This is a genomic window from Sphingomonas sp. LM7 (assembly GCF_002002925.1).
Lineage (GTDB): Bacteria > Pseudomonadota > Alphaproteobacteria > Sphingomonadales > Sphingomonadaceae > Sphingomonas.
Map to the genome: position 1 here is coordinate 3,172,102 of NZ_CP019511.1, position 26,768 is coordinate 3,198,869.

General features: G+C 66.3%; 26 protein-coding genes and 1 tRNA gene. 14 read left to right on the forward strand and 13 right to left on the reverse strand.

The window, feature by feature from the left end; genetic code table 11:
- Positions 1-37 precede the first annotated feature (37 nt).
- On the forward strand, positions 38-217 hold the full coding sequence (locus BXU08_RS14690) for a hypothetical protein (protein ID WP_077510736.1): 180 nt from the start codon (positions 38-40) through the stop codon (positions 215-217).
- Here BXU08_RS14690 and murI read toward each other — a convergent pair.
- Positions 214-1,011, reverse strand: a complete 798-nt coding sequence (gene murI, locus BXU08_RS14695) for a glutamate racemase (RefSeq protein WP_077510737.1) — start codon at positions 1,009-1,011, stop codon at positions 214-216. The two genes, BXU08_RS14690 and murI, sit on opposite strands and share 4 nt — an antisense overlap.
- Positions 1,012-1,133: 122 nt before the next feature.
- Here murI and plsY point away from each other — a divergent pair, with 122 nt between their 5' ends.
- Positions 1,134-1,718, forward strand: a complete 585-nt coding sequence (gene plsY, locus BXU08_RS14700) for a glycerol-3-phosphate 1-O-acyltransferase PlsY (RefSeq protein ID WP_077510738.1) — start codon at positions 1,134-1,136, stop codon at positions 1,716-1,718.
- 21 nt (positions 1,719-1,739) lie between these two features.
- Positions 1,740-2,822, forward strand: a complete 1,083-nt coding sequence (gene dprA, locus BXU08_RS14705; RefSeq protein ID WP_077510739.1) for a DNA-processing protein DprA — start codon at positions 1,740-1,742, stop codon at positions 2,820-2,822.
- Here dprA and BXU08_RS14710 read toward each other — a convergent pair.
- Positions 2,819-4,273 (reverse strand): DUF4403 family protein, encoded by a 1,455-nt coding sequence (locus BXU08_RS14710; RefSeq protein ID WP_253190385.1) that lies wholly within the window; start codon positions 4,271-4,273, stop codon positions 2,819-2,821. The genes dprA and BXU08_RS14710 overlap by 4 nt on opposite strands.
- Here BXU08_RS14710 and BXU08_RS14715 point away from each other — a divergent pair.
- Genes BXU08_RS14715 through BXU08_RS14725 form a run of 3 tightly spaced genes read left to right on the forward strand, consistent with a single transcriptional unit; the run spans position 4,248 to position 8,085 of the window.
- Complete coding sequence (locus BXU08_RS14715; RefSeq protein WP_077512440.1) at positions 4,248-5,111, forward strand: glycerophosphoryl diester phosphodiesterase membrane domain-containing protein; 864 nt, start codon at positions 4,248-4,250, stop codon at positions 5,109-5,111. The two genes, BXU08_RS14710 and BXU08_RS14715, sit on opposite strands and share 26 nt — an antisense overlap.
- A gap of 57 nt (positions 5,112-5,168) precedes the next feature.
- Positions 5,169-7,724, forward strand: a complete 2,556-nt coding sequence (gene topA, locus BXU08_RS14720) for a type I DNA topoisomerase (protein WP_077510741.1) — start codon at positions 5,169-5,171, stop codon at positions 7,722-7,724.
- A gap of 40 nt (positions 7,725-7,764) precedes the next feature.
- Entirely contained in the window at positions 7,765-8,085 is a 321-nt protein-coding gene (locus BXU08_RS14725; RefSeq protein ID WP_077510742.1) for a hypothetical protein, read from the forward strand.
- A gap of 6 nt (positions 8,086-8,091) precedes the next feature.
- On the opposite strand, the gene BXU08_RS14730 is transcribed toward BXU08_RS14725, so the two are convergent.
- Together BXU08_RS14730 and panC are read right to left on the reverse strand one after the other, a co-directional pair.
- Positions 8,092-8,388, reverse strand: coding sequence for a sel1 repeat family protein (locus tag BXU08_RS14730; RefSeq protein WP_056610337.1), 297 nt, complete (start codon positions 8,386-8,388; stop codon positions 8,092-8,094).
- A 74-nt stretch (positions 8,389-8,462) separates the two neighbouring features.
- Entirely contained in the window at positions 8,463-9,311 is an 849-nt protein-coding gene (gene panC / locus BXU08_RS14735) for a pantoate--beta-alanine ligase (RefSeq protein ID WP_077510743.1), read from the reverse strand.
- A gap of 100 nt (positions 9,312-9,411) precedes the next feature.
- Between panC and BXU08_RS14740 the strand changes: the two genes are divergently transcribed.
- From BXU08_RS14740 to BXU08_RS14760, 5 genes are all read left to right on the forward strand, one after another.
- A complete protein-coding gene (locus BXU08_RS14740; protein ID WP_376787762.1) occupies positions 9,412-10,185 on the forward strand; it encodes a division plane positioning ATPase MipZ in 774 nt (257 codons plus the stop codon).
- The gene (locus tag BXU08_RS14745; RefSeq protein ID WP_077510745.1) at positions 10,185-10,448 is read left to right on the forward strand and encodes a J domain-containing protein; all 264 of its coding nucleotides are present in this window, start codon (positions 10,185-10,187) and stop codon (positions 10,446-10,448) included. The genes BXU08_RS14740 and BXU08_RS14745 overlap by 1 nt, the downstream gene beginning before the upstream one ends.
- A 96-nt stretch (positions 10,449-10,544) precedes the next feature.
- Positions 10,545-11,939, forward strand: coding sequence for a phosphoglucomutase/phosphomannomutase PgmG (gene pgmG, locus BXU08_RS14750; protein ID WP_077510746.1), 1,395 nt, complete (start codon positions 10,545-10,547; stop codon positions 11,937-11,939).
- 73 nt (positions 11,940-12,012) lie between these two features.
- Positions 12,013-12,198, forward strand: a complete 186-nt coding sequence (locus BXU08_RS14755; RefSeq protein WP_077510747.1) for a hypothetical protein — start codon at positions 12,013-12,015, stop codon at positions 12,196-12,198.
- A gap of 54 nt (positions 12,199-12,252) precedes the next feature.
- Positions 12,253-13,017, forward strand: a complete 765-nt coding sequence (locus BXU08_RS14760; protein ID WP_077510748.1) for an exonuclease domain-containing protein — start codon at positions 12,253-12,255, stop codon at positions 13,015-13,017.
- Positions 13,018-13,125: 108 nt separating this feature from the next.
- Here the strand turns inward: BXU08_RS14760 and BXU08_RS14765 are convergent, their stop codons facing one another.
- The 9 genes from BXU08_RS14765 to BXU08_RS14805 all read right to left on the reverse strand — a co-directional run bounded on the left by BXU08_RS14765 (position 13,126) and on the right by BXU08_RS14805 (position 22,143).
- Entirely contained in the window at positions 13,126-13,602 is a 477-nt protein-coding gene (locus BXU08_RS14765) for a DUF1440 domain-containing protein (RefSeq protein WP_077510749.1), read from the reverse strand.
- A gap of 20 nt (positions 13,603-13,622) precedes the next feature.
- Complete coding sequence (locus BXU08_RS14770) at positions 13,623-14,504, reverse strand: TraB/GumN family protein (protein WP_077510750.1); 882 nt, start codon at positions 14,502-14,504, stop codon at positions 13,623-13,625.
- A 47-nt stretch (positions 14,505-14,551) separates the two neighbouring features.
- Positions 14,552-15,772: an NAD(P)/FAD-dependent oxidoreductase gene (locus BXU08_RS14775; protein WP_077510751.1), complete on the reverse strand. Its 1,221-nt coding sequence runs from the start codon at positions 15,770-15,772 to the stop codon at positions 14,552-14,554.
- Complete coding sequence (gene fghA / locus BXU08_RS14780; RefSeq protein WP_077510752.1) at positions 15,769-16,602, reverse strand: S-formylglutathione hydrolase; 834 nt, start codon at positions 16,600-16,602, stop codon at positions 15,769-15,771. The genes BXU08_RS14775 and fghA overlap by 4 nt, the downstream gene beginning before the upstream one ends.
- A gap of 9 nt (positions 16,603-16,611) precedes the next feature.
- On the reverse strand, positions 16,612-17,457 hold the full coding sequence (gene purU, locus BXU08_RS14785) for a formyltetrahydrofolate deformylase (RefSeq protein ID WP_077510753.1): 846 nt from the start codon (positions 17,455-17,457) through the stop codon (positions 16,612-16,614).
- Positions 17,457-18,569, reverse strand: coding sequence for an S-(hydroxymethyl)glutathione dehydrogenase/class III alcohol dehydrogenase (locus tag BXU08_RS14790; protein ID WP_077510754.1), 1,113 nt, complete (start codon positions 18,567-18,569; stop codon positions 17,457-17,459). The genes purU and BXU08_RS14790 overlap by 1 nt, the downstream gene beginning before the upstream one ends.
- Positions 18,570-18,819: 250 nt before the next feature.
- Positions 18,820-19,800: a right-handed parallel beta-helix repeat-containing protein gene (locus tag BXU08_RS14795; protein WP_077510755.1), complete on the reverse strand. Its 981-nt coding sequence runs from the start codon at positions 19,798-19,800 to the stop codon at positions 18,820-18,822.
- Between the two features lie 163 nt (positions 19,801-19,963).
- A tRNA-Thr gene (locus BXU08_RS14800) sits at positions 19,964-20,038 on the reverse strand.
- A gap of 308 nt (positions 20,039-20,346) precedes the next feature.
- Positions 20,347-22,143 (reverse strand): aminopeptidase P family protein, encoded by a 1,797-nt coding sequence (locus BXU08_RS14805; protein ID WP_077510756.1) that lies wholly within the window; start codon positions 22,141-22,143, stop codon positions 20,347-20,349.
- A 180-nt stretch (positions 22,144-22,323) separates the two neighbouring features.
- Here BXU08_RS14805 and BXU08_RS14810 point away from each other — a divergent pair, with 180 nt between their 5' ends.
- The 3 genes from BXU08_RS14810 to BXU08_RS14820 all read left to right on the forward strand — a co-directional run bounded on the left by BXU08_RS14810 (position 22,324) and on the right by BXU08_RS14820 (position 26,524).
- The gene (locus BXU08_RS14810; protein WP_077510757.1) at positions 22,324-23,406 is read left to right on the forward strand and encodes a DSD1 family PLP-dependent enzyme; all 1,083 of its coding nucleotides are present in this window, start codon (positions 22,324-22,326) and stop codon (positions 23,404-23,406) included.
- 94 nt (positions 23,407-23,500) lie between these two features.
- On the forward strand, positions 23,501-24,376 hold the full coding sequence (locus tag BXU08_RS14815) for a GGDEF domain-containing protein (protein WP_077510758.1): 876 nt from the start codon (positions 23,501-23,503) through the stop codon (positions 24,374-24,376).
- A 48-nt stretch (positions 24,377-24,424) separates the two neighbouring features.
- Complete coding sequence (locus tag BXU08_RS14820; RefSeq protein ID WP_077510759.1) at positions 24,425-26,524, forward strand: S9 family peptidase; 2,100 nt, start codon at positions 24,425-24,427, stop codon at positions 26,522-26,524.
- Positions 26,525-26,768: the final 244 nt, after the last annotated feature.

The window sequence follows — 26,768 nt, forward strand, 5'->3', positions numbered from 1 at the left end:
AGCCAGGGTGCTCCCGCTTGTTCTACGGAGCGGCAAGATGAGCGACAGTCAGGGTGGGCGAGATCTCGATTATTATCGCCAGCGCGAGCGGCAGGAGCGCGGTCATGCCGCGCGCGCCGACGATTTGATTGCGAAGCGCATCCATCTCGAAATGGCGGAACGCTATTCGACCTTGGTGCGAAGCTCGGGTTCGGGCTCGTCGGGCGCGGCCGCCTAGAGCGATTCTATTTCGCGCAATCCGAATCGCGCCAGCGCGGGCGCCAGTCTTTCGGTGCGCGCACTTGTCGCGGTGAACACCGCCCGGCCGGGAAGCGGCTGGTCCGGCCATTGCTGCCCTTGTGTCAGATGCGCGATGCGCCGCGCGATCCCCGGTCCGCCATCGACGAAGTGGATTCTGCCGCCGGTAGCCGCGACGAGTTCGTCGGCGAGCAGCGGGAAATGGGTGCAGGCATTGACGATCACGTCGATGTCTTCGCCGCGGTCCTGCCCCGTCAGCCCCGCCAGCGCCGCGCGAATTTCTTCCACCGAGGGCCGGTCCCCGCCCAGCGCAGCCTCGGCCATCTCGACCAGCTCGGCCGAACCGTGGCGCAGCACCACGCAATCCGCGGCGAAACGTGCGGCGAGATCGTCGACATAGGGCTGGCGCACCGTCGCGGCAGTGCCGAGCACGCCGATGACGCGGGTCCGGCTGGCTTCGGCGGCGGGCTTGATCGCGGGAACGGTGCCGACGATCGGAATGTCCAGCGCCGCGCGGACATGCTGCAGCGCGATCGTCGAGGCGGTGTTGCACGCGATGACGATCAGCCGCGGATCATAGCGCTCGGCGAGCCGGCCGAGCAGCGCGGGCACCCGCGCGGCGATCTCGGCTTCGCTGCGCGTCCCGTATGGGAAGCCCGCCGAATCGGCGACATAGACCAGCGGCGCCTGTGGCAGCAGCGCCGCGGCCGGCGCGAGCACCGAAAGCCCGCCGACGCCGGAATCGAAGAACAGGATCGGGCGGCGATCGGCCATGGCGGGCGCATGGCGCGCGGCCGGTGCGGCGTCAACTGCGCGGCAGGCGGCGGTTGCACCCCGCCCGACATGGATTATGCTGGCGGGGACAGGGGGTTATTTTGCCAACCGAAATCGTCTGGATGCCTGCTGCCGCTGCGATCCTGCTCGGCTATCTGCTGGGGTCGATCCCGTTCGGCGTACTGCTCACGCAGATGGCGGGCGCCGGTGACCTGCGCCAGATCGGCTCGGGCAATATCGGCGCGACCAACGTCCTGCGCACCGGGCGCAAGGGGCTGGCGGCCGCGACCCTGCTGCTCGATCTCGCCAAGGGCGCCGCCGCAGTGCTGCTCGCCGGCTGGCTGTTCCCCGGAACCGCGGTGCTCGCGGGCGTCGGCGCCTTTCTCGGCCATTGCTATCCGCTCTGGCTGCGCTTTCGCGGCGGCAAGGGCGTCGCGACGCTGATGGGCATCGTCGTCGCGCTGCACTGGCCGTCGGGGCTGGTCTATGCGGCGGTGTGGCTAGGACTGCTCGCCGGGCTGCGCATCTCGTCGCTCGCCGGGATCACCGCGGCGATCAGCGCGCCGGTCAGCGCCGCATTCTGGGGCCGCATCGACTTGGTCCTGCCGCTGCTCGCGCTCGCGCTGATCGTGCTGTGGAAGCATCGCGAGAATATCGACCGGCTGCTGAGCGGCACCGAGCCGCGCGTCGGCAAGACGCGTGACTGACGCGCCGGCGCCGGCCCGCGCATGAGCGACCCGCGCGAGGCACCGTTGCGGCTGCTTCGCTCGGCGAACATAGGCCCGATCACCTGGCGCCAGCTGATCGCGCGCTTCGGCTCCGCCTCCGCGGCGCTCGACGCATTGCCGATGCTCGCGGCACGCGGTGGTGGCCGCGCACCCGCGATCGCCGATGCCGGCGCGGTCCGCCGCGAGATCGCCCGAGTCGAGAAGATCGGCGCGCGCTACCTGTTCCTCGGCGATTCCGACTATCCGCCGCTACTCGCCGAACTGGATAGCGCCCCGCCTGCGCTGATTGTCCGCGGCAACGTCGCGCTCGCCCGGCGCACCTGCATCGCTATGGTCGGCGCGCGCAACGCCTCCGCCGCCGCGTGCCGCTTCGCCCGCCAGCTGGCGCTCGGGCTGGCCGACCAGGGCGTGACGGTGGTTTCCGGCCTCGCCCGCGGCGTCGATACCGCATCGCATGTCGGATCGCTGGCCGGCGGCACCGTCGGCGTGATCGCCAGCGGGATCGACATCGCCTTCCCGCCGGAGAATGCCGAGCTCCAGGAGCGCGTCGCGCAGGAGGGCCTGCTCGTCGCCGAGCAACCGCCGGGCACCGAGCCGCTCGCGCGCTTCTTCCCCTCGCGCAACCGCGTCATCGCCGGGCTCGCGCTGGGCACGGTGGTGGTCGAGGCCGCACCGCGTTCGGGCTCGCTGATTACCGCGCGCATCGCCGCCGAAGCCGGGCGCGAGGTCATGGCAGTCCCCGGCTCGCCGCTCGATCCGCGCGCGCAGGGCTGCAATCTGCTGATCCGCGAGGGCGCGACCCTGGTCCAGTCGGTCGACGACATCCTCGAGGCGATCCGCCCGATCGACGCCCGCGCCGTACGATCGCCGACGAGCCGCTTCGAAGGCCCGCCGCCCGAAGACGCCGGCGATGCCGAGCGCCGGCGGGTGACCGGGTTGCTCGGCCCGGTGCCGGTCGCCGTGGACGAACTCGTCCGCCAGGCCGGGTTCAGCCCCGCGATCGTCCAGACCGTGCTGCTCGAACTCGAACTGGCCGGCCGGCTGGAGCGTCACGCCGGCGGCAAGGTCAGCCTCACCACTTAATGCGGGCGATATTCGACCCGGGCCGATCCGTCGGCCCAGACCGGCAGATACAGCCCCTGTCCTCCGGCCTGCAGCACGCCGGTGCGGACCTGCCCGATATCGGCGCGGATCACGAAATCGCCCGTCCGCTTCTCGACGATCGCGCGCTCCACCTTGCCGAGCAGCTTCTGGAAATCGCGCTCGAAATTCTGGGTGAGCGATTGCGCGACGACGCTGGCGACCGCCGGGTTGCGGACGAGCTGGACCAGGATGTCGCCGCCGACGCCATCGGTGTTGCCGTTCACGGCCAGTCCCTCGAACGACACGCGTTGCGAATTGGGCGCGTTGACCGGCTTGGCGGTGATCCAGACGATCCCGCGGGTCTCCTCGCTGCTGCCTTCGGGCCGGGCCGCCAGCGTCAGCCCAACTGCGATGCGTCCGCCGGCCGTGCCATAGCCGACCACCTTCTCGAACCGCGCCGCCACCGGCCCGATCCCCGGCAGCACGAAGGGCCGCTGCGATCGCTTGGTCAGTGCCTTGAGGATCACCGGCTCCAATTGGGCATAATCGGCGATCACCGGCACGAAGAAGCGCAATTGCTCTCCGCCCGCCGCGCGCGTCAGCGGCGGCAATGGAATCGGTGCGGGATCCTGCGGACGCGGGCCGACAAAGGTCTCGGTCAGCGCCGCCATCCCCAGTTTGAGCCGCAGCTTGCCGCCGGAGAGGCTGTACCCGCCATAGCTGAGCTTCTGCGGCGTGATCCGCATCCACACCGGCGGATTCTCCTCGTTCAGCGACAGCGAGGTGAAGCTCTGCCGCCATGCGTCGGCGACCTTGGCGCGGATGTTGAGCTTCTCGATCTCGCGCGGCAGCGTGCGCTCCAGCTCGCGGACGATCGGCTGGAGCTTCTCGTCGGCCTTGTCGGTGAAGGTGATCCTTTTGCCCAGCAAGTCGATGCCCGGCGGCTCGGTCCAGTCATAATGAAGCTGGACCTTCGCGGTCGCGCGCCAGTCCTCGTTCAGCGTCAGGCGAACCCGCGCATGGACCATCGCCGATCCGGTCGCGGTCTCGCCCTTCAGTATCCCGCCCACGTCGCGCGCGGCGATCGTGGCGTGGATCGGCATATCGGCAATGATGTCCTCGCCCTGGCCGCGCAGCCGGATCGGCGCGCGCGTCACCGTTCCCGTGACGGTGCAGCCCAGCGACGGCGTGACCTTCAGCTTCTTCTTGAACAGCCGCACCCGCGTCGGCGGCACGCATTCGTCGAGATGCTGGTCGATCGACCAGAGCGTGCGCGGGATCGCCCGCTCCAGCGCCTGCGACAACACCGATGTGTTGACGTCGAGCGGCACGGCGATCGCCGAGACATGGCGCGGCGTCTCGATCGGATCGGTAACGCGCGGCGGCGGCTCCACCGTCGTGTCACGTGCGAAGATCAGGAGGGCGATGGCGCCCGCGGCAATCAGCGCCACGAGTATCGCCAGGACGATCCAGATGCGCCGATGGCGGCGGGCAGGGGGCGGCAGGTTCTCCTCGCTGGTCAATGCGGCCTCCAAGCTGCGCGCGCTGGATACGCCCGGCAGTCCGCACGGTTCCGTAACGAGCCCGCTTGACGGCGACATCTGCCGCGCCTCATTCCGTCCGCGTAGCGATGGGGCCTGCATGACTTTTCACACCAACGCCTTGTTCCGTCGAATAGCCGCGCTCGTCCGGGCGCATCCGCTTCCGGGGCTGCTGTGGTTCACCGCGCTCGTCGCCCTCGGCACCGCCGTCGATGTGTTTGGCGACGGCGATCCCCGGATCCAGTTCGTCATCACGATACCGGAGATCTTCGCTCACTTTGCGATCACCGGTGCCTTGCTGCGGGGCGAGGAACTGCATCGGGCCTGGGCCATGCCGGGGCGGGTGGCGTCTTATATCGGTCTCGGTATCGTTACCGGACTTGCGATCATGATCGGACTGTTCCTGCTGATCCTGCCGGGCCTGTATCTCTATGCGCGGTGGGTCGTCGCGACTCCGCTCGTCATTGGGGAAGGCGCCAGCATGAGCGAGGCCATGTCGCGCAGCTGGCGGCGCACCCGGCCGGCGGCCACATCGATCACCGCGGCACTGGTGCTGATCAATCTGCCTTATGTCGCGGGCTTGTTTGCGATCCTGTATCTCTATCCCCCGTACGGCCCGGCGCCCCTCGCCCTGGCGCTTGCCGCCAATGCGCTCTTCTTCGCCTCGTCGATCGGCTCCTGGTATTTCGCCGTCGCGGTCCATGCGCTTCTGGCTGGTTCGGACGACGATCGTTCCGCGCCCGCTTGACGGCCCGGCAAACCCGTCCCCACCTTACACGCGTACACGTGAGGATCGCTTACCCCCATGCAGCTCGTCATCGTCGAATCGCCCGCCAAGGCGAAGACCATCGAAAAATATCTCGGCTCGGACTATCGCGTCCTGGCGTCCTACGGCCATGTCCGCGACTTGCCCGCGCGCGACGGATCGGTGAACCCCGATGAGGGCTTCGCGATGGAGTGGGAGACCTATGCCGACAAGTCTCGGCAGCTCAAGGAAATCTCCGATCTCGCCAAGAAGGCCGACCGCCTGATCCTCGCGACCGATCCCGATCGCGAAGGCGAGGCGATCAGCTGGCATGTCCAGGAAGTGCTCCGCAACAAGAAGGTGCTCCCCAAGGAAGTCGAGCGCGTCACCTTCAATGCGATCACCAAGCCGGCGATCCTCGCCGCGATGAAGGCGCCGCGCGAGCTCGATACCGACTTGATCGATGCCTATCGCGCCCGCCGCGCGCTCGACTATCTCGTCGGCTTCACGCTCTCCCCGGTGCTGTGGCGCAAGCTGCCCGGTGCCAAGTCGGCGGGACGCGTCCAGTCGGTCGCGCTGCGCATCATCGTCGATCGAGAGCGCGAGATCGAAGGCTTCACGCCGCAGGAATATTGGTCGGTCACCGCCGACATGGAGCAGGACGGCACGCCGTTCGTCGCGCGGCTGGTCAAGTATAAGGGCGACAAGATCGATCGCCTGACGATCGGCGACGGCAAGAGCGCCGAAGCCGCCAAGCGGGCAGTGGAGGAAGGCCGCTTCTCGGTCGCCTCGGTCGAGACCAAGCCGGCGATGCGCAATCCGCCGCCGCCCTTCACCACTTCGACGCTCCAGCAGGAGGCTGCGCGCAAGCTCGGCTTCTCGGCGAGCCACACGATGCGTATCGCGCAGGGCCTCTACGAGGACGGCGCGATCACCTATATGCGTACCGACGGCGTCCAGATGGATGGCGACGCGATCCAGGAAGCCCGCAGGGCGATCGCGACGCGCTATGACGGCGGCTATGTCCCGGACAAGCCGCGCCAGTACCAGACCAAGGCCAAGAACGCGCAGGAAGCCCATGAGGCGATCCGCCCGACCGACTTCTCGAAGGACAAGGCGGGTTCTGGCGATCACGGCCGCCTCTACGACCTGATCTGGAAGCGCGCGCTCGCCAGCCAGATGGCGTCGGCGCGCATGGAACGCACCACCATCGATCTAGAGGACGGCAGCGGCCAGCACGGCCTGCGCGCCACTGGCCAGGTCGTGCTCTTCCCCGGCTATCTCGCGCTGTACGAGGAAGGCCGCGACGATGAAGGCGACGAGGATTCGCGCCGCCTGCCGCGCATGTCCGCGGGCGATGCACCCGCCAAGAAGGCGGTTCACGCCGAGCAGCACTTCACCCAGCCGCCGCCGCGCTTCTCCGAAGCCTCGCTGGTCAAGCGTCTCGAAGAGCTCGGCATCGGCCGCCCGTCGACCTATGCCTCGATCATCCAGACCTTGAAGGACCGCGCCTATGTGCGCGTCGAGAAGAACCGCTTCTTCGCCGAGGAGAGCGGGCGGCTGGTGACGGCGTTCCTCGAACGCTTCTTCCAGAAATATGTCGGCTACGACTTCACCGCCGAGCTCGAGGAAGAGCTCGACGACGTTTCGGGCGGCCGCGCCGAATGGCAGGCAGTGCTCGCCGAGTTCTGGAAGGACTTCAAGCCGCGCACTACCGAAGTGATGGAGCAGAAGCCTAGCGAGGTCACCGCTGCGCTCGATCTGTTCCTCGAACCCTATCTTTTCCCCGCCAAGGCCGATGGCAGCGATCCGCGGCTCTGCCCCAATTGCGGCGAGGGCAAGCTCGCGCTGCGCGGGGGCAAGTTCGGCGCGTTCGTCGCGTGCTCCAACTATCCCGAGTGCAAGTTCACCCGCCGGTTCGGTCAGCCGGGCGGCGAGGGCGAGGACACGGGTCCCGAGGTTCTCGGCGTCGATCCGGAATCGGGGCTCAACGTCGAGCGCAAGTCGGGCCGCTTCGGGCCGTACATCCAGCTCGGCGACGGCAAGGAAGCTGCGCGCGCCTCGATCCCCAAGGATATCGATCTCGATCTCGAATGGGCATTGAAGCTGCTCAAGCTGCCCCGGACGGTCGGCACCCATCCGGAGAGCGGCAATCCGATTACCGCCTCGATCGGCCGCTACGGACCCTATCTGGCGCATGACGGCAAATACGCGCGGCTCCAGTCGACCGCGGAGGTGTTCGAGACCGGCATGAACGCCGCGGTGGTCAAGCTCGCCGAGGCAGCTGCGGGCGGTGGACGTCCGGCACGCGGCGCCGCGCGCGAGCCGCTAAAGGTTCTCGGCAAGCATCCACGTACCGAGGCCGAGATCAAGCTGATGGAGGGCCGCTACGGCGCCTATGTCACCGATGGCGAGACCAATGCGACCTTGCCCAAGTCGATCGACAAGGACCAGCTCACCCTCGAGGAAGCCGCCCAGCTGATCGACGCCCGCGCCGCCGCCGGTCCCGCAAAGGGCAAGGGCAAGAAAAAGGCTGCTCCGAAGAAGGCGGCTGCCAAAAAGGCGCCGGCCAAGAAGGCGGCACCCAAGAAGGCCGCGGCGAAGAAGGCCGAGTGACGCGTCGCCAGTCCTTTCGGCACCGGCCAGCAGCTAAGGCATGATATTCCTGATCGCGTCGGTCGTCGCGGCGATCCTGGTCACGATCCTGGCCGCGTGGCTGCTCGTCAGGCGGCGGCCGAATCGCTCGGCGGGCGCGCAGATCTGGGGTGCGGCGCTGAGCTTTCCCGCGCTCGCCATCGTGTTATTCGTCATCGTCACCGCAATCGCGCTCATCGGCGCGTCGGGAGCCCCGCCCAGCGACGGCGCGGGCATGGCTATTGCCGCGATGGTCTTCTTTCTATTCTACACCCTCTTCATCGGCGCCGTCGTCGGTATTCCGACCGCGATTATCGCGGTCCGGGCGTTCCGGCGGCGCTGAGACCGATCAGGCTGCGCGCATCTCCAGCCCGCGCAGCCATGCGCGTGCGGCCTTTTGCGCTTCGATGATTTCGCGTGCGGTCATGTCCTCGGCGATTTCGGCGCGGCATTCCTGCGCGCGCTCGCTGCCCGAGACGGCGGCGATGTTGAACCATTTGTGCGCTTCGACGAGATCGACGTCGATCCCCTCGGCGCCGCTCGAATAGACGATGCCCAGGTCGAAACAGGCCTTGGCGTCGCCGCGCGTGGCGTCGCGAAGCCGGCTCTCTACCAGGAAACGTGCGCTCTTGAGACTGTTACCCATTGCCGCTCATCCACTTGCTGGTCCCTACTGCTGCAAGGATTGGCAGGTAAGCGTGAAACAAAAGGTTAACAGGGTTAACCGTATTCGTTCGTAGCCACCGGGATATTGTCGATCAGCCGGGTGCCGCCGATCCGCGCCGCGGCGAGCAGCCGCATCGGCCGGCCCGGCACCGGATCGCCCAAGGTCGCGGCGTCGGCAAGCGCGACATAGTCGATCTCGAACCCCGCCGCGGTGAGCATCTCGCGTGCCTGCGCCAGCGCCGCCTCGGGTTCGACGCCCTTGGCGATCGCGCGCTCGGCCAGCCCCAGCGCGCGCGGCAGCGCCACGGCCTGGGCGCGCTCCTCGGGGATCAGATAGGCGTTGCGCGAGGAGAGGGCGAGGCCGTCGTCTTCGCGCTGGGTCGGCACCCCGACGATCTCGATGTCCAGGTCCAGGTCCACGACCAGCTGGCGGATCACTGCGAGTTGCTGCCAGTCCTTCTCGCCGAACAGCGCGATATCGGGCTCGACCTGATTGAACAGCTTGGCCACCACCGTCGCCACGCCGTCGAAATGGCCCGGCCGGTGCGCGCCGTCCAGCACGTCGCTGACGCCGCTGACCGACACATTGGTCGCGAAGCCGTCGGGATACATGATCTCGACCGAGGGCAGCCACAGCAAGTCGACCCCCGCATTCGACAGCATCCGCGAATCGGCCAGTTCCTTGCGCGGATATTTGGCGAGATCCTCGTTCGGCCCGAATTGCCTGGGATTGACGAAAATCGACACCACGACGTGCTCGGCCGCCCGCTTGGCGGCTTCGACCAGCGCCATATGCCCGTCATGAAGCGCCCCCATCGTCGGCACCAGCGCGACGCGCTCGCCCGCCGCGCGCCAGGCGGTTACGCCGGCGCGAAGGGCATCAAGCTGACGGACGGTTTGCACGCTTGGACACTTTCGATACAACAGAAGCGCGGCCTTCTATGGGGCACGGGCTGCGGGATCAACAAAGGAAGTTATAGGCTTGACCGACGGAGCTAAGCGCTTGCACGTGCTCGTTTTTGCCAATGAGAAGGGCGGCACCGGCAAGTCGACCACTGCGGTCCATGCGGCGATCGCGCTCGCCGCGAAGGGCGCGCGGGTGGCGTGCTTCGATCTCGATCATCGCCAGCGCACCATGGGGCGCTACCTCGACAACCGCCTCGCAACGGTCAAGCGCACCAGCCGCGACCTGCCCACGCCCGTCTATGAGACGCATGACGGCGAGAGCATGGACTTTTTCGGCGAGACGCTCGAACGGCTCGGCGCCGATGCCGATTTCCTGGTGATCGATACGCCCGGCCGCGACGACAAGTTCGCCCGCATAGCGGTCACCAATGCCGATACGCTGGTCACGCCGATGAACGACAGCTTCGTCGATTTCGACCTGATCGGCCATGTCGATCCCGATACCTACAAGGTCACCCGCCCGAGCTTCTATTCGGAGCTGATCTGGGAGTCGCGCAAGCGCCGCGCCAAGGCCGATGGCGAGACGATCGACTGGGTCGTCCTGCGCAACCGCATGCAGCATATCGAGGCGCGCAACATGCGCCGCGTGTCCGAAGCGATCGACCAGCTCTCCAAGCGCGTCGGTTTCCGCGTGATCTCCGGCCTGTCGGAGCGCGTGATCTATCGCGAGCTGTTCCCGCAGGGGCTGACCATGCTCGACAGCCGCGAATTCGGCGAGATGGGCCTCAGCCATGTTGCCGCGCGCCAGGAGCTGCGCGAGATGATGGCGGGGCTGGCGCTTCCCGAAGTCACCATGCCGCTGTTCGCCTGATGACCAAGGCGATCCTCGCCGCGCTGATCATCGGCGCGATCTACTATCTGTTCTTCAAGCCGCGGCCCAAGCCGAGCGGCCCCCGCATGCCGCAGGACGAGGCGCGCGCCATCCTCGGAGTCGGCGCCGACGCCGACGAGGAAATGATCCGCAGCGCGCATCGCCGGCTGGTCAGCGCAGTACATCCCGACAAGGGCGGATCGGAAGAATTGACCCGGCGGATCAATGCCGCGCGCGATACGTTGCTTCGCCGTAGCGCATAGCCGCCACAGGCCGCCGAATTGGACTTGTTACGCAGGCGCAATTGAACTTTCGCCGCGCTCGAGATTTAGGCCGGCAACATCTTCCCGGGAGGCACCATGACGCACCGTTTCGACCCCACTTCGCTGCGCGAGTACGACATTCGCGGAATCGTGGGGGAGGCGCTCGGCCCTGATGACGCGCGCGCGATCGGGCGCGGCTTCGCAACCCTGCTTCGCCGCGCGGGCGGACACCGCGTCGCCGTCGGTCGCGACGGCCGCGTCTCGTCGCTCGAACTCGAAGCGGCGCTGGTCGAGGGGCTCACGGCGTCGGGCTGCGACGTCGTGCGCGTCGGGCTCGGCCCCACGCCGATGCTATATTATGCCGAGGCCACGCTGGAAGTGGATGGCGGCATCCAGATAACCGGCAGCCATAATCCCGGCAATTACAACGGCTTCAAGATGGTGTTCCAGCATCGTCCGTTCTTCGGCGAGGATATCCAGACGCTCGGCAAGCTGGCCGCGGAGGGCGATTGGGAATCGGTCGAGCCCGGCGACGAAGGCACCGTTACCGACTACGACATCCTCGATGATTATGTCGGGCGGCTGATGGCAGGCTATGCCGGCGGCGCCTATCGCGTCGGATGGGATACGGGCAACGGCGCCGCCGGTCCGGTGGTCGAGAAGCTGGTCAAGCTGCTGCCGGGTGAGCATCATACGATCTTCACCGAAGTGGATGGCAATTTCCCCAACCATCATCCCGATCCTACCGAAGAGAAGAACCTCGCCGACCTGAAGCGGCTTGTCGCCGAGAAGAACCTCGATTTCGGACTTGCCTTCGATGGTGACGGCGATCGGCTGGGCGCGATCGACGGGCAGGGCCGCGTGGTCTGGGGCGACCAGCTTCTGTCCATTTTGGCCGAACCCGTGCTGCGCGAGCTTCCCGGCGCGACGATCATTGCCGACGTCAAGGCCAGCCAGGCGCTGTACGATCGCATCGCCGAACTGGGCGGTACGCCGCTAATGTGGAAGACCGGTCACAGCCTGATCAAGACCAAGATGAAGGAAACCGATGCGCCGCTCGCCGGCGAGATGAGCGGCCACATCTTCTTCGCGCACAATTATTACGGCTTCGACGACGCGCAATACGCCGCGGTTCGGCTGATCCAGGCGGTGCACGTCATCGGCAAGTCGCTCACCCAGCTCAAGGATGAGATGCCCGCGATGATCAACACGCCGGAAATGCGCTTCCAGGTGTCGGACACGCGCAAGTTCGCGGTGATCGACGAAGTGCTGGAGCGCCTCGAAGCCGAAGGTGCCGACGTCAACCGCACCGACGGCGCACGCGTCAATACGGCCGATGGCTGGTGGCTGCTGCGTGCCTCGAACACCCAGGATGTGCTCGTCGCCCGCGCCGAGGCGAAGAGCCAGGAGGGGCTGGACCGGTTGATGGCGATGATCGACGCGCAGCTCGCCGCAAGCGGGCTGGAGCGTGGCCCGCAGGCCGGGCATTAACCACGTCGAACCGCTCGGGCGACTGGAACCTTGATCTGCATCAAGGGTTCATTCGCCCGAGTGGGACTGGACCGTGACTGACAAGCGTATCAACGACATTTCCGAAATCGAAGACTCGCAGGCTGCGCTCCGCGAAAGCATTCAGGCGACCAAGGAGCTGGCCGAGCGTGCCGACGGGCTGCTGCAGCAGCATCGGGCGCGCCGCGAGCAGGAGAGCGCCGGCCGGCGGGATCGGGCGTCGTCGATGTCGTCGGGTTGAAACAAGCGCAAGTTTCGGCTGGCATTTTGTGACGTCACGCCCCACCTAGCCGCCATGGCCTCACCCGCCCCTTCCATCATCCGCGTCATCGATCTCGAGACCACCGGCCAGGCGCCGCCCACCCATGGCGTGTGCGAGATCGGCTGGCAGGACGTCGCGCTCCAGCCCGACGGCCGCTGGGACATCATGGGCGAGGGCGGCAATCGGATGGTCAATCCGGGACGCCAGATCCCGCCGCTGACGATGGCAATCCATCATATCCGCGACGAGGACGTTGCCGACGCGCCCTATTGGCACGATGTCGCGCGTCCGGTGCTCGATCCTTGGCCGCGGCGAGTCGCGCTGGCCGCGCACCGCGCCGATTTCGAGCAGCAATTCTGCACCGCCTCGCTCACGCGCGGCGCGGACTGGATCTGCACCTGGAAGTGCGCGATGCGGCTATGGCCGAGCTCGCCGGGCTTTTCGAACCAGATGCTGCGCTATTGGCGCAAGCCTGCGGGGATGGAGCATGAACGCGGCCTGCCCGCGCACCGCGCCTTCCCCGACGCCTATGTCACGGCATTCCACCTGCGCGACATGCTCAACGAAGCCAGCGTCGAGCAATTGATCGCCTGGTCGAAGGAGCCCGGGCTGTTGCCGCGTGTCCGCTACGGCCCTGATCGCGGCAAGGAATGGAGCGAGATCGAAGACGAATCGCTCGCCGTCTTCCTGGGCGATCGCGACATCGATGTGCGTCACACCGCCGAGCAGGAATATATGCGGCGCACCGGCGGCGGCGCAGTCGGGCGCAATTCGGCGAACCAGGATCTGCTGCTTTAGAGTGTCAATCTGTTCCCCGGCGAAGGCCGGGGCCAGTTGCTACGCGATCCGAGATTATCGAGGGCGCCGGTTCGTCGAGGCCGGGCCCGGCTTTCGGCCGAGGAGAGGTCAGCGTCGTCCCGCGATCAGCGCCCGGACACCTTCGAGTACCCAGCCATAGACGAGATGCGACGCCGCCCCATAGGCATGCGTGGCAAGCGGCGTCTCGTCCGGCGCGGGCGACAGCCCCAGCGCGGGCACGGCCGCTTCGTCGAGCAACGCCGCAGTGGCGACACCATAGGCGCTGCCGAAGCCGGCGCTCGCCTCGGCCTTGTACTCGGTGAGCACGCCATAGATGCCGCCGATCACCGCGCCCGCGATATAATGGACTGCCTGCCCCGCCGGCTCGCGATAGGGCTCGGGCACCGGATCGCCGGTCACTACTTCGCTCGCCGCGTCGGCCGCCTTCACCGTTGCCGGATCCTCGTCACTGTCCGGCAGCAGCTTTTGCGCCTGCGCCTGAAAGGCCGCCATCGCCGCCGAGGCCACCAGCCCCGCTGCGACGCCGGCAAAGAGCCCGAGAAGGGGGCGCGGACCTTTGGACATGCGATATTCTCCGGAAGCGATCAGTAGCGGATGCGCTTGGCGATGAGCTTGCGCTTCGCCAGCCACGCCTGAACGCTGTCATTGCCCGCAAGGTGCCCTGCGCCGACTGCGATAAACACATTGCCCGGCGTCTGCATGCGCCGGTCGATCCATTCGGCCCAGCGGGCATTGCGATCGGAAAGCAGGCGTTTGCCGATCTCCGGGGTCTCGCGCATGCTTTCGTTGAGCGTCGCTGCCAGCGCATCGGGGTCGCCCGCGGCCCACCTCGCCACCATCTTGTCGAGCTCGCTGCCCATCTTGGGATAGTCGTCGATCGTCGAGACGAGGAACTTCATCTGAAGCGGCTCGGGCAACCCGTCGAAAAAGCCGAGCTGCTCTTCGGCGGTCTCCAGTCCCTCCAGCGTCTTGCCGGCGGCCTTCGCCGCGGCGGATATCGTGCGCTCGGCGCCGCTTTCCGAATTATAGCCGAGCTTGGGCAGGCCGGCGACGCTCAGCGTGACTGCGGCGAACCAGGGGTCGAACCGGTCCAGGGCAACTGCCGGTATGCCAAGGTCGGCCAGCACCGCGGCATAGGCCGCGCGCTTGTCGGCGGGCAGTTTCTCGGTCAGCGCCGGGCCGTCGGGATTGACTGCGAACTTCATCACCGCGCCCGCCATCGTCGCCGGATCGGGTTCGATCATCTCGAGCATGACCTGATCGCTCTGGTTGTATGCCGCCCATACCGCCTCGTCGAACCAGCTGAGTCCCGGTTTGAGTACATGCACCGTGCCGAACAGATAGATCGTCGTGTCGGCATCCTGCACCACCCACAGCGCCGGATCGGCATCCTTGGTCTGCGCGTGGACCGCGGGGGCGGCTAACAGCGCCAGCGCGGCAAGGCCGCGTCGCAGGCAGGTGAGCATGTTCGTTCGCACTCCCAAAGCAGATATCGGCATGAACGGATCCCGGTTCAGGTGAGATCCTTGAGCGGTACAGTAGCGTCGGCAAGGCGCGCCGAGTCGATTTCCGCAGCTTCGAGCACCAGCTTGCGGCCCTGGACATAGTCCTTGGTCGCGTTGACGCAGTCGAGCGCGATCACGCGCCCGGCGCGCAAATAGATCACCGAGAAGCTGCGGTTCGCCGGATCGCCGCGCAGCACCGTGGCGTCGTGACCGGCGGAGATGCCGACGGTCTGGAGCTTGAGGTCATACTGGTTCGACCAGAACCAGGGGACGGCGTCATATGCCGCCTCGATCCCGAGGATGGTCTTCGCCGCCACCGTCGCCTGGTCGTTGGCGTTCTGGACCGATTCGAGCCGGATGCAGCGAGCCCCGGCAAAGCGATTGGCGTGGAGCGCGCAGTCGCCGACTGCGAACACGTCTGCCAGCGAAGTACGGCACTGCGCGTCGACGAGCACGCCGTTGCCGCCTGCCGCGCCGGCATCGAGCAGCGGCGTCACCGCCGGATCGATGCCGATCCCGACGATCGCCATTTCCGCCGGCACGACTTCGCCGTCCGCCAGTCGCACTCCGGTGACGCGATCGTCGCCGACGATGGCGTCGACGGTCACGCCCATCCGCAGGTCGACGCCGTGGGTCCGATGCTCGTCCTCGAAGAAGCGCGACAGCGGTTCGCCGGCGACACGCGCCAGCACGCGGTCCTGTGCCTCCAGCACGGTGACGCTTCGGCCGAGCTTCGCGAGCACTGCCGCCGCCTCCAGCCCGATATAGCCGCCGCCGATCACCGCGACGCGGCGCACGTCGGGCAGTTCGGCGATCATCCGGTCGACATCGGCGCGGGTGCGGACGCTATGCACGCCGGCCAGGTCGCCGCCGGCGCAGGCCAGCCGGCGCGGCTTGCCACCCGCGGCCCAGATCAGGCTGCCATAGCCGATCGTCTCGCCATCGGCGGTGACGAGTTCGCGCCGCGTCGGATCGACGCGGATCGCGGTGCGGCCAGGCAACAGCGTCACCTGGCGCTCGTCCCAGAAGGCGGCGTTGCGGATCAGCAGCCGCTCGAACGGCTTGTCGCCGGCGAGATATTCCTTGGAAAGCGGCGGCCGCTCATAGGGAAGCTCGGCTTCGTCGCCGAGCAGCGCGACGGATCCCGCGAATTTGTGCTGGCGAAGCGCGATCGCCGCCTGCGCGCCGGCATGCCCCGCCCCGACGATCAGGACGCCATACCGGATCATCCCCCCAACCGCGCCCCATGCCAGGCAATATGGTCGGCCATGAAGGTCGAGATGAAATAATAGCTGTGGTCATAGCCCGGCTGGAGCCGCAGCGTCAGCGGAATGCCTGCCGCGTCGCAGGCAGCGCGCAACAACTCGGGCCGAAGCTGATCGTGAAGGAACTGGTCGGCATCGCCGACATCGACCAGCAGCTCGGGCACGCGCGCGCCACCGAGGATCAGCGCGCAGGCGTCATAAGGTCGCCAGCCGTCGCGGTCCGCACCAAGATAGCCGCCTAGCGCCTTCTCGCCCCACGGCACGACGCTCGGCGCGACGACTGGCGCGAACGCCGAGACGCTGCGGAAGCGATCCGGATTGCGCAACGCCACGGTCAGCGCGCCATGCCCGCCCATCGAATGGCCGGTGATGCCCTGCCGACCCATGTCGACGGGAAATTCGGCAGCGATCAGCCCGGGCAGTTCCTGCTCGACATAGGACCGCATGTGGAAATGTGGCGCCCATGGCGCCTCGGTCGCATCGACATAAAAGCCCGCGCCCTGGCCGAAATCATAGGCCTCGTCATTTGGAACGCCATCGCCGCGCGGCGACGTGTCCGGCGCGACGAAGATCACGCCCTGCTCCGCACAGGCGCGGCGATACGCGCCCTTGTCGGTGACGTTGGCGTGGGTGCAGGTCAGTCCGGAGAGATACCAGAGCACCGGCAGCTTGGCGCCCTCGGCGTGCGGTGGCACATAGACCGAGAAAGTCATGTCGGTGCCCGTCGTATGCGAGGCATGGCGATACACGCCCTGCACGCCGCCATGCGACTTGTTGGTCGAAAGCGTTTCCATGCGCGTCCTTTACCGGAAAACGATCGTGCGGATGCCATTGAGAAACACCCGCCGCGCGCCGACCCACTGGACTGCGCGCGCTAGGACTTGCGCCTCGATGTCGCGGCCAATGCGGATCATGTCGTCCACTGAGGCGCGGTGATCGATGCGCTCGACTGCCTGTTCGATGATCGGCCCTTCGTCGAGATCGCTGGTAACGAAATGGGCGGTCGCGCCGATCAGCTTGACGCCGCGCTCATGCGCCCGGTGGTAGGGCCGCGCGCCCTTGAAGCTGGGCAGGAAGCTGTGATGGATGTTGATGCAGCGCCCCGCCAGCCGGTCCGCGAGCGCCGGCGATAGGATTTGCATGTAGCGCGCCAGGATCAGATAATCGGCACCGAGCGTGTCGAATCGATCGAGCATCGCCGTTTCCTGCGCTTCCTTTCCTGAGGGGAGCAGCGTGAACGGCAGCCCATGCCATTCAGTAAGCGCCCGCAACGCCTCGTGGTTCGACACGACGCCGACGATCTCGACGCCCAGCGAGCGCGTCTGCCAGCGGTGCAGCAAGTCGTTTAGGCAATGCGACCCCTGCGATACTGCGATCAGCACGCGCGGCCGATCGGCGGTGTCGGACAATTCCCAGTTGAGCATTAGGCGATCCGCCACCGGCGTGAAGGCTTCCCGCAGCGCATCGGTGCCGAGCGGTGTTTCCACTCCCTTGAACTCAACGCGCATGAAGAAGCGCTCTGCATCGAGATCGGCATACTGCTGGCTGTCGAGGATAAACCCGCCGCGCTCCGCCAGAAAACCGCTGACCGCCGCCACGATGCCGGGGCGGTCAGCGCAGTCGAGTGTCAGCAGCCAGGAAGCGGTCATCAATAGACCACGACGCTGCGAATGCTCTTGCCGGCATGCATCAGATCGAAGCCGTTGTTGATCTCCTCGAGACTGAGGACATGGGTGATCATCGGGTCGATCTCGATTTTGCCGTTCATGTACCAATCGACGATCGTGGGCACATCGGTGCGCCCCTTGGCGCCGCCGAACGCGGTGCCTCGCCAGTTGCGGCCGGTGACGAGCTGGAACGGCCGCGTGCTGATCTCCTTGCCCGCCTCGGCGACGCCGATGATGATGCTGGTGCCCCAGCCGCGATGGCATGCCTCCAGCGCTGTGCGCATCACTTCGGTGTTGCCGGTGCAGTCGAAGGTGTAGTCCGCGCCGCCATCGGTGAGTGCCAGGATCTCCGCAATCACTTGTTCGCGCGATTTGCCGCGCGCGTTGATGAAGTTGGTCATGCCGAATTTGCGGCCCCATTCCTCGCGGTCGGGGTTGATGTCGACACCGATAATCTTGTCGGCGCCGGCCATCCTCGCGCCCTGCAGCACGTTGAGGCCGATGCCGCCGAGCCCGAACACGACGATGTTCTCGCCGACCTGGACCTTGGCGGTGTTGACCACCGCGCCGACCCCGGTAGTGACGCCGCAGCCGATATAGCAGCTCGTCTTGAACGGTGCGTCCTCGCGGATCTTGGCCACTGCGATCTCGGGCAGCACGGTGAAGTTCGAGAAGGTCGAGCAGCCCATATAATGGAAAATCGGCTGGCCCCTGTGGCTGAACCGGGTGGTGCCGTCGGGCATCAGCCCCTTGCCCTGAGTCGCGCGGATCGCGGTGCACAGGTTGGTCTTGCCGCTGAGGCACGACTTACACTGGCGGCATTCGGGGGTGTAAAGCGGGATGACATGGTCACCGGGCTTCACACTGGTCACGCCCGGGCCGACTTCGCGGACTACGCCCGCGCCTTCATGCCCAAGGACCGACGGGAAGATGCCCTCCGAATCGAGCCCGTCGAGCGTATAGGCGTCGGTATGGCAGATGCCGGTCGCCATGATCTCGACCAGCACTTCACCGTCCTTGGGCCCTTCGAGATCGAGTTCGACGATCTCGAGCGGTTTTTTCGCCTCGAATGCGACGGCGGCTCTGGTCTTCATGGGCGGACTCCGACTGGTTTGTCGGCCTGATCCGCGAAAGGGCGTGGCGTTGCAAGGGTAGCCGTCGCCGCCAGCGAAATCGACCGCGCCGCGTCCGAAGCTCGCAAAGCGAGGATTGCCGGGTGCCGGGTTGGTCACGGGCGGGAGATATTCGCCCGGTAGCGCCCTTAGCAGGGCTTAGTCGCCTCGGAGTGTTGGCCGATAAATTGCAATGGGGATGGTCCGGCCAGACCACCCCCATGCGATACGATTATTTCTTTGGAAGGAGCGGTAGCGTGAATGCACCGTCCGGAGTGTTTCCATCGAGGCGATTGTCGCCATAGGAATTGATCACCGCGCCGGTACCAGACTGGAGCCCGGCGGCATTGCCGGTAATCGTGGTGTTGCCGACCCGAACCAGGGCCGTCGCACCGCCGGCCAGAATGCCGCGGCTGGTATTGAAATTGATCGCGCTGTTCGTCACCGTCACGGTGGCGGTGGTCGTCGATGCCGGCGTGTTGACCAGCAAACCTTGCACGTTGCCGATCATCTCGCTGTCGGTGATCGTGACGACGCTTCCGGCCAGCGAGGTGTTGTTGCTGGTCTCGACGCGTACGCCTGCTCCGGCGTTGTTGTTCGCACGGACATTGCTCAGTGTTACGCGCGCGCTTCCGCCTGCGCCGGTCGGCTGGATCAGCACGCCGCCGCCCGTCCCCGCATTGCCGTTGTCGCTGATCGTGGTGTTCGAGATGTAGAGAGCGGCGGCGCCGCTCGGCGCGAACAGCACGCCTTGGCTATTTGCGCTATTGAAGCGGCGAATGGTCGATTCTTCGATATGCAGTGCGCCGCCTGCGAGGAAGCGCACTCCGTGCACCGGAGAGCTGACTCCGAAAATATCCAGGCCGCGTAGATAGACCACGTCGGTAGCCCCGGCATTGATGGTAATGCCGCTGGTGCCGCCGACAAGCACGCCGCCTTCGGTGTAGAGGCAGGAGATCGTCATTGCCTTGACAATGGTGACTCCACCAAAGCCGCCCGGATCGAGGCAATTGATCTCGCCGCCTGCCGCAGTCTTGGAGATCGCGCCGGCGAAAGTCTTGCACGGAGCAGTGCGGCTGCAAGGATTGGCATCGTCGCCGACGCCCGAAACCCAAGTTCGCGTCGCCTGCGCCTGTGCAGGCTCTGCAATGAAGATGCTGGCTCCAAGAGCCGAAGCGCACACCAACATGGCGCGCAGATACGTCCTTCGCATGGCTGAGTCCCCTCTCAACGTGAGGAGGTAATTTCTAGCATAAGGTTGCAGCTACAGGCACGCTATTTCTAGGCTTACTTAATAATGTTTGCGCTTCCTGAAAGCGCCGAGACCGCGGCGATTGCGCCGGGAAGCCCGTATCGGCTTCTGGTCTCCGGAAAAATGGTGCTGCCGGTGAGGATTGAACTCACGACCTCAGCCTTACCAAGGATGCGCTCTACCACTGAGCTACGGCAGCACTCGCCGGTCCGGGACCGGGCGGGAGGGGCCTATGTGCTTGGGGCCGACCGATTGTCAACCCGAAGCAGACCGGTTTATCGACTGTCGGCATGAACGATGCGGAGAAGAAGGCGCGACTCGCCGAGGCGCTACGGACGAATCTGCGGAAACGTAAGGCGCAGGCACGCGAACAGCATGCCGACGCCGGGTCTCAGCGCGACTGCACCCAGGTTGCGGCGGACGTTCCCAAATCATAGCCCCTGTCGATAATGACATGAGGCCCCATCAGGTACACCGCCATGGTGACGGCGCCCGCCAGGAACCACATCATCCGATTGGCGCGACCTTCGCTTCCAACCATTGCCGTTCTTCCCCACCCAATTGCGGGCCGACCACTTCGAGCACCCGCGCGTGATATGCATTAAGCCATTGAAGTTCCTTTGAGGTTAACAGCGACGCGTCGATCAGCGCGCGCTCGATCGGCGCGAAGGTGAGCGTCTCGAAATTGAGCATCGCCTGCTCGGCGCCCGCAATCGCAGCGTCGGTCACCAGCACCAGATTCTCGATGCGGATGCCGTATTCGCCGGCCTTGTAGTAGCCCGGCTCGTTCGACAGGAACATGCCCGCGCGCAGCGGCTCGAGACTCTGGCCGCCGGGATAGAAGGGCTGGGCGATGCGCTGCGGCCCTTCATGCACCGAGAGATAGGCGCCGACGCCGTGACCGGTGCCATGGCCGTAGTCGAGCCCGACTTCCCAGAGCGGCGCGCGGGCAAAGCTGTCGAGCTGGGCGCCGGTGGTCCCGTCAGGGAAGATTGCAGTGGCGATGCCGATATGGCCCTTGAGCACGCGGGTGAAGCGGTCCCGCATCTCGGGAGTGGGTTCGCCGACCGGCATCACGCGCGTCACGTCGGTAGTGCCGTCGGCATATTGCCCGCCCGAATCGACGAGATAGAGCTGGCCGAGTTCGATCGGCCGGCTCGATTCGTCGGTGACCTTGTAATGCGGGATCGCGCCATTGGCGCCGGTGGCGGAGATGGTGTCGAAGCTCAGATCCTTGAGCACGCCGGTTTCCTCGCGGAATGCCTGGAGCTTGGCGCCTGCCGACATCTCGGTAAGCACACCTGCAGGCGCCGTCTCTTCGAACCATTTGAGGAAGCGGACCAAAGCCGCGCCGTCGCGCGCCTGCGCGGCTTTCTGCCCGGCGATTTCGGCGGGGTTCTTGAGCGCCTTGGCGAGGACGACGGGATCGCGCAGGCCGAGGATCTTTGCGCCGCCGGCATCGAGCGAATCGAAGATCGCGGCGACGGCGCGCTCGGGATCGGCGGCGACGCGCTTGCCGGCAAAGCCCTGGAGCGTGGGCGCGAAGGTGGCGCGATCGTGCAGCCGAATCGCATTGCCGAGATGCTGGCGGACGGCGTCGGTGATCTTCTCCGGCGCAACGAACAGGTCGGCAGTGCCGTCGGCATTGACGATGGCATAGGCGAGCGCGACCGGGGTGTGGCTGACGTCCTGTCCGCGGATATTGAATGCCCAGGCGATCGAATCGAGCGCGGAGAGGACGACCGCGTCGGCCTTCCGCGCGGAAAGCCACTCGGCGATCTCGGCGCGCTTGGCCGCGGAGGTCCGCCCGGCAGCAGCATCTTCCTGCACTGCGAGCGTCGCGTCCGAAGGCGTGGGGCGGTCGGGCCATACGGAATCGACCGGATTGGTATCGACCGCGACGAGCTCCGCGCCCTTTTCGGCAAGCGCCTTGCGCGCTTCCTCGACCCAGGCGCGGGTGTGCAGCCACGGATCATAGCCGATCCGCCCGCCGTCCGGGGCATGCTCGCCCAGCCATCCGGCCATGCTGGTCGCCGGAACCGAGACATATTCCCATTGATCGGCCGAGACCTGCTGGCGGACCTGAAGCGTGTAGCGGCCGTCGGTGAAGATCGCGGCTTCGCTGGAGAGCACCACTGCGCTGCCGGCGCTGCCCTGGAACCCGGTCAGCCAGGCGAGGCGCTGGGCATAGGCGCCGACATATTCGGACATATGCTCGTCGGTCAGCGGCACGACGAAGCCGTCGAGCCGGTCGCGCTTGAGCTGCTCGCGGAGGGCGGAAAGGCGGTCGGCGTAGCTCGACATATCAGAAAATCCTTGCCCGATCCGGGCCACGAAGTTGACGAAGTTGACTAATACCATCGCGCGAGAAAAGGACGCTCGCTGCCAGCTTTATGCGGGTGCGGGGGGCACGGACGGACATCCGTTCCGAAATCGCAGATGAATTCCTACTTTGAAAGCGCCAAGTCGCGCTATCGAGGGCGTATGGACGCTTTTCCCCTGCCTCGCCACGCGGTGCCCACGCCAGCGCTGCTGCTCGATCGCGCCGCGCTGATGCGCAACATCGCAGCGATGGCTGCCTTTGCCGAAGCGCAGGGTGTCGAATTGCGTCCGCACGCCAAGACGCACAAGTCCGCCGAGATCGCGCGGCGGCAGATCGCGGCGGGTGCGGTGGGGATATGCTGCGCCAAGCTGGCCGAGGCCGAGGCACTGGCCGAAGGCGGCGTCGGCGACATCCACCTTACTTCGTCGGTAGTAGCCCCGGGCGCGATCCACCGGCTGGCGGGCCTGAACCGGCGGATCGCGCTGTCGACGGTGGTGGATCATCCCGACAACGCCCGCGCACTGGGGGCGGGCATAGACGGCCTCACCGTGTTCATCGATGTCGACCCGGGTAGCCATCGCACCGGCGTGACCTCCGCCGCGGCGGCGGTCGAACTCGCCCAGGTCATCGCGGCAACGGGCACGCTCAAGCTGGGCGGGGTACAATTCTATTGCGGCTCGCACCAGCACATCCAGAGCCTCGCCGAGCGCCGCGCCGCGATCGTCGAGCGCACCGATTATCTCCGCGCGGTGCTGGACGCATTGCGCGCGGCCGGCTTCTACGTACCGATCGTCACTGGCGCGGGCACCGGCACCTTCGCGATCGACGCGTCGCTGGGGGTATTCACCGAGCTGCAGGTCGGATCGTACATTTTCCTCGACCGTGAATATCTCGATTGTGAACTCGCCGGGCCGCGCTTCGAGCCGGCGCTGTTCGTCGACGCGACGGTGGTGAGCGCGAACACCCCGGGGATGGTGACGATCGATGCGGGGTTAAAGGCGTTCGCGACCGACGCCGGCGCGCCGGTCGTGCTCGGCGGCGCGCCGGCGGGCAGCCGCTATGCCTTTACCGGCGACGAACATGGCGCGCTGTTCGGCGACGATTTGCCCGGACTCGGCGCGCGGGTGACGCTGATGCCGCCGCATTGCGATCCGACAGTCAATTTGTACGATCGCTATCAGCTGCTCGACGGTGACAATGTGGTGGAGGCCTGGCCAGTGACTGCGCGCGGCCGATCGACCTGACGGCACCCTCTGCCGCGTTAAGCGTTGCTGTTTCGAATATGTTCAGGGCACACCGGCACAGATCGACGGTCGCCACGAAGCATGATGAGGGTCGATGCGCTTCTATCTCGCCAGTTCGTTCGTGTTTCCGCGCAGCTTCCGGCTGCGGCTGTTCGCGATTTGCTTCGTCGCCACGCATGTTCCGTTGCTCGCCTATGTCGGCTGGGGCGCAGCGACCGGGCGGCTGGCGCTGGCCGAATTCCTGCTGCTGCTGCTCGCGACGGTGGTGGGGATGGGAATCGCGCTGTTCGGGATCGGCGCGCTGCTCGCCCCGATCCATGTCGCGCGCGATGCGCTGGCGACGCTCGAGCAGGGCGGCACCGTTGCGCCGCTTCCAGCAGACAATGAGGACGTGATCGGCAACCTGCTGGGCAGCGTAAATCGCGCTGCGAGCGCCGCCGATGCGCGGATGCGCGAGCTCGATCTCGCGGCGAAGGAGGATATGCTCACCGGCGTGCGCAACCGGCGCGGCTTCCTTGCCGACATCGCCGATTTCCTGCCTGCCGAGCGGCGCGGGACGATCGCCTTGCTAGATCTGGATCAGTTCAAGTCGGTCAACGACCGGTTCGGGCATGACGAAGGCGATCGCGTGCTGCGCGATTTCGCGGCGCGGCTCTCCTCCGAGTTGCGCCGTGGCGATCTGGTCGCGCGCTGGGGTGGCGAGGAATTCGCAGTGCTCTTCCGCGGCGCGACCGAGGAAGAGGCGGCGCGCGTGCTGACTCGCGTCAGCCAGCGCCTGATCGCCACCCCGCTGGCGGTCCTCGACGGACAGGCAGTGACCTTTTCGGCCGGCATCTGCCGCTTCGGGGGCGAAGGGCTCGAGGAGGCGATCGGATGCGCCGACGAAGCGCTGTACGAAGCCAAGGAAAACGGGCGGAACCGCATCGTCCGCGCAAATCGCGGCGGCCAGCAGGTGCTTCCGCTCAGCTGAGCCGCTCGGGGCTTCGACACGGCGCCAAGCTGCGGTAAGGGGCGGGGCATGACCGACCTTCCCAAGCCGCCCGTCGCCGCCACCCGTCCGCACAGCTTCTCTGCCCATGGCGTCAGCATTGACGATCCCTGGGCATGGCTGCGCGACCCGGGCTATCCGGAGGTCACCGACAAGGACGTGCTCGCCTATCTCGAGGAAGAGAACGCGTATTTCGAGACGGTGATCGCGCCGCTGAAGCCGCTCAGCGAGAGGCTGTTCCAGGAGATGCGCGGACGGATCAAGGAAGACGAATCGACTGTTCCGCAAAAGGACGGCGACTGGCTTTACTGGACCGATTACGAGACCGGCGGCGAATATCCGCGCTGGTGGCGCAAGCCCGTTGCCGGCGGCGCGGACGAGCTGATCCTCGACGAGCCGGCACTGGCGGCGGGCAAGGAATATTTCCGCGTCGGCGCGATCGCGATCAGCGAGGACGGCGCGCTGATGGCCTATTCCACGGACGATGACGGGTCCGAGCGCTACACGATCCGCTTCAAGGACCTGGATGGCGGCGCGGCGATCGGCGAAAAGATCGAAGGCGCCGCGGGCAAATGGGGCAGCGTCTCGATCGAAGGCACGATCGGTAATATCGTGTTCACTGCCAGCGGCGACGCCATCCTCTATGGCGTGACCGACGAGAATTGGCGGACGCGGACGATCAAGCTTCACCGGCTGGGCACCCAGCCCGCCGAGGACGTCGTGGTCTATTTCGAGGAGGAACTGGGCTTCTCGGTGGGCGCCGAGCTGAGCAGCGATCGCAAATGGATCCTGCTTACCACCAGCGATCACGAGACCAGCGAGATCCGGCTCTATCCGGCCAATGATCCGCTTGCCGAACCGATCCTGGTCAGCCCGCGCAAGACCGGCCGCGAATATGATGTGGACGTGCATGGCGACACGCTGTTCATCCACACAAACGACACCGATCCGCAATTCCGGCTGGTCACTGCGGGCATCGCCAATCCCGGCGAATGGGCCGAGCGGATCGCGCCGTCGCAGCATTTCTACATGACCGGCGTGGCCTGTTTCGAGCGCTTCTTCATCGTCGAAGGGCGCGAGGACGGGCTCGATCAAGTCGAACTGCATCGCTACGACCCCGCCATCGCCCCGGTGCGGCTGGCGTTTCCGGAGGCGAGCTATGTCGCGGGCCTGGCCGACAATCCCGAATATGACGTAGATCGGCTGCGGCTGAGCTACGAATCGATGGTCACCCCGGGGACGGTGCAGGAGTATGACGTCGCCACCGGCGGACTCGAGACGCTAAAGATGCAGGAAATCCCGAGCGGCTATGATGCGTCGAAATATCGCACCGAACGGCTGAAGATCGCCGCGCGCGACGGCACACAGGTGCCGGTTTCAATTGTCTATCCCAAGGACTTTCCGCGCGACGGCAGCGGCAAGCTCTATCTGTATGCCTATGGTGCCTATGGCTATGCGATCCCGCCGGGCTTCTCGACCAGCCGGATGTCGTTCCTCGACCGCGGCATGGCGTTCGCGATCGCGCATATCCGCGGCGGCGACGATCTCGGCCAGCAATGGTATCACGACGGCAAGCTGGAGAAGCGGACCAACACCTTCAACGATTTCGTCGACGTGGCGAAGGGGCTGATCGCGGAGGGCTTCACGCATGAGGGCGGCATCGCGATCGCCGGGCGTTCGGCAGGCGGCGAGCTGATGGGCGCGGTGGTCAATTCAAACCCTGAACTGTGGGGGGCGGTGGTCGCCGACGTGCCATTTGTCGATGTGCTCAGCACGATGCTCGACGCCGAACTGCCGCTCACTCCGGGCGAATGGCCCGAATGGGGCAATCCGATCGAGGATCCCAAGGCGTTCGAAACGATCCGATCCTACTCGCCGTACGACAATGTCACCGCGCAGGCCTATCCGCCCTTGTTCATCTCGGGCGGGCTCAACGATCCGCGCGTGACCTATTGGGAGCCCGCCAAATGGGCCGCCAAGCTGCGCGCGACCAAGACCGACGACAATGTCCTGGTGCTCAAGACCAATATGGGCGCCGGGCATGGCGGCAAGTCGGGCCGCTGGGAAAGCCTGAAGGAAGCCGCCGACGAGATGGCGTTCGTGCTGTGGCAGCTGGGGGTGGCGGAATAATCGCCACCCGCTTGTCCTGCGGGAAGTCGGCCTAGCGCGGCGCTCGCGTGGCCAGCCGGCTCTCGCGGGCGCAGGTATGGCAGAAGGCGAAGTCGAATATTTCGCTGAGCACCCAGGCCTGGCTTTCCAGGTTCCATTCTGCCCAAGCGTCGCGCGTCACGGCTACGCTGCCGCAGCGTTCGCACGCATATTCTACCCGAGGAGCGTCGCCTTCTGCCATACGGACATGGTGGCACGGTTCGGG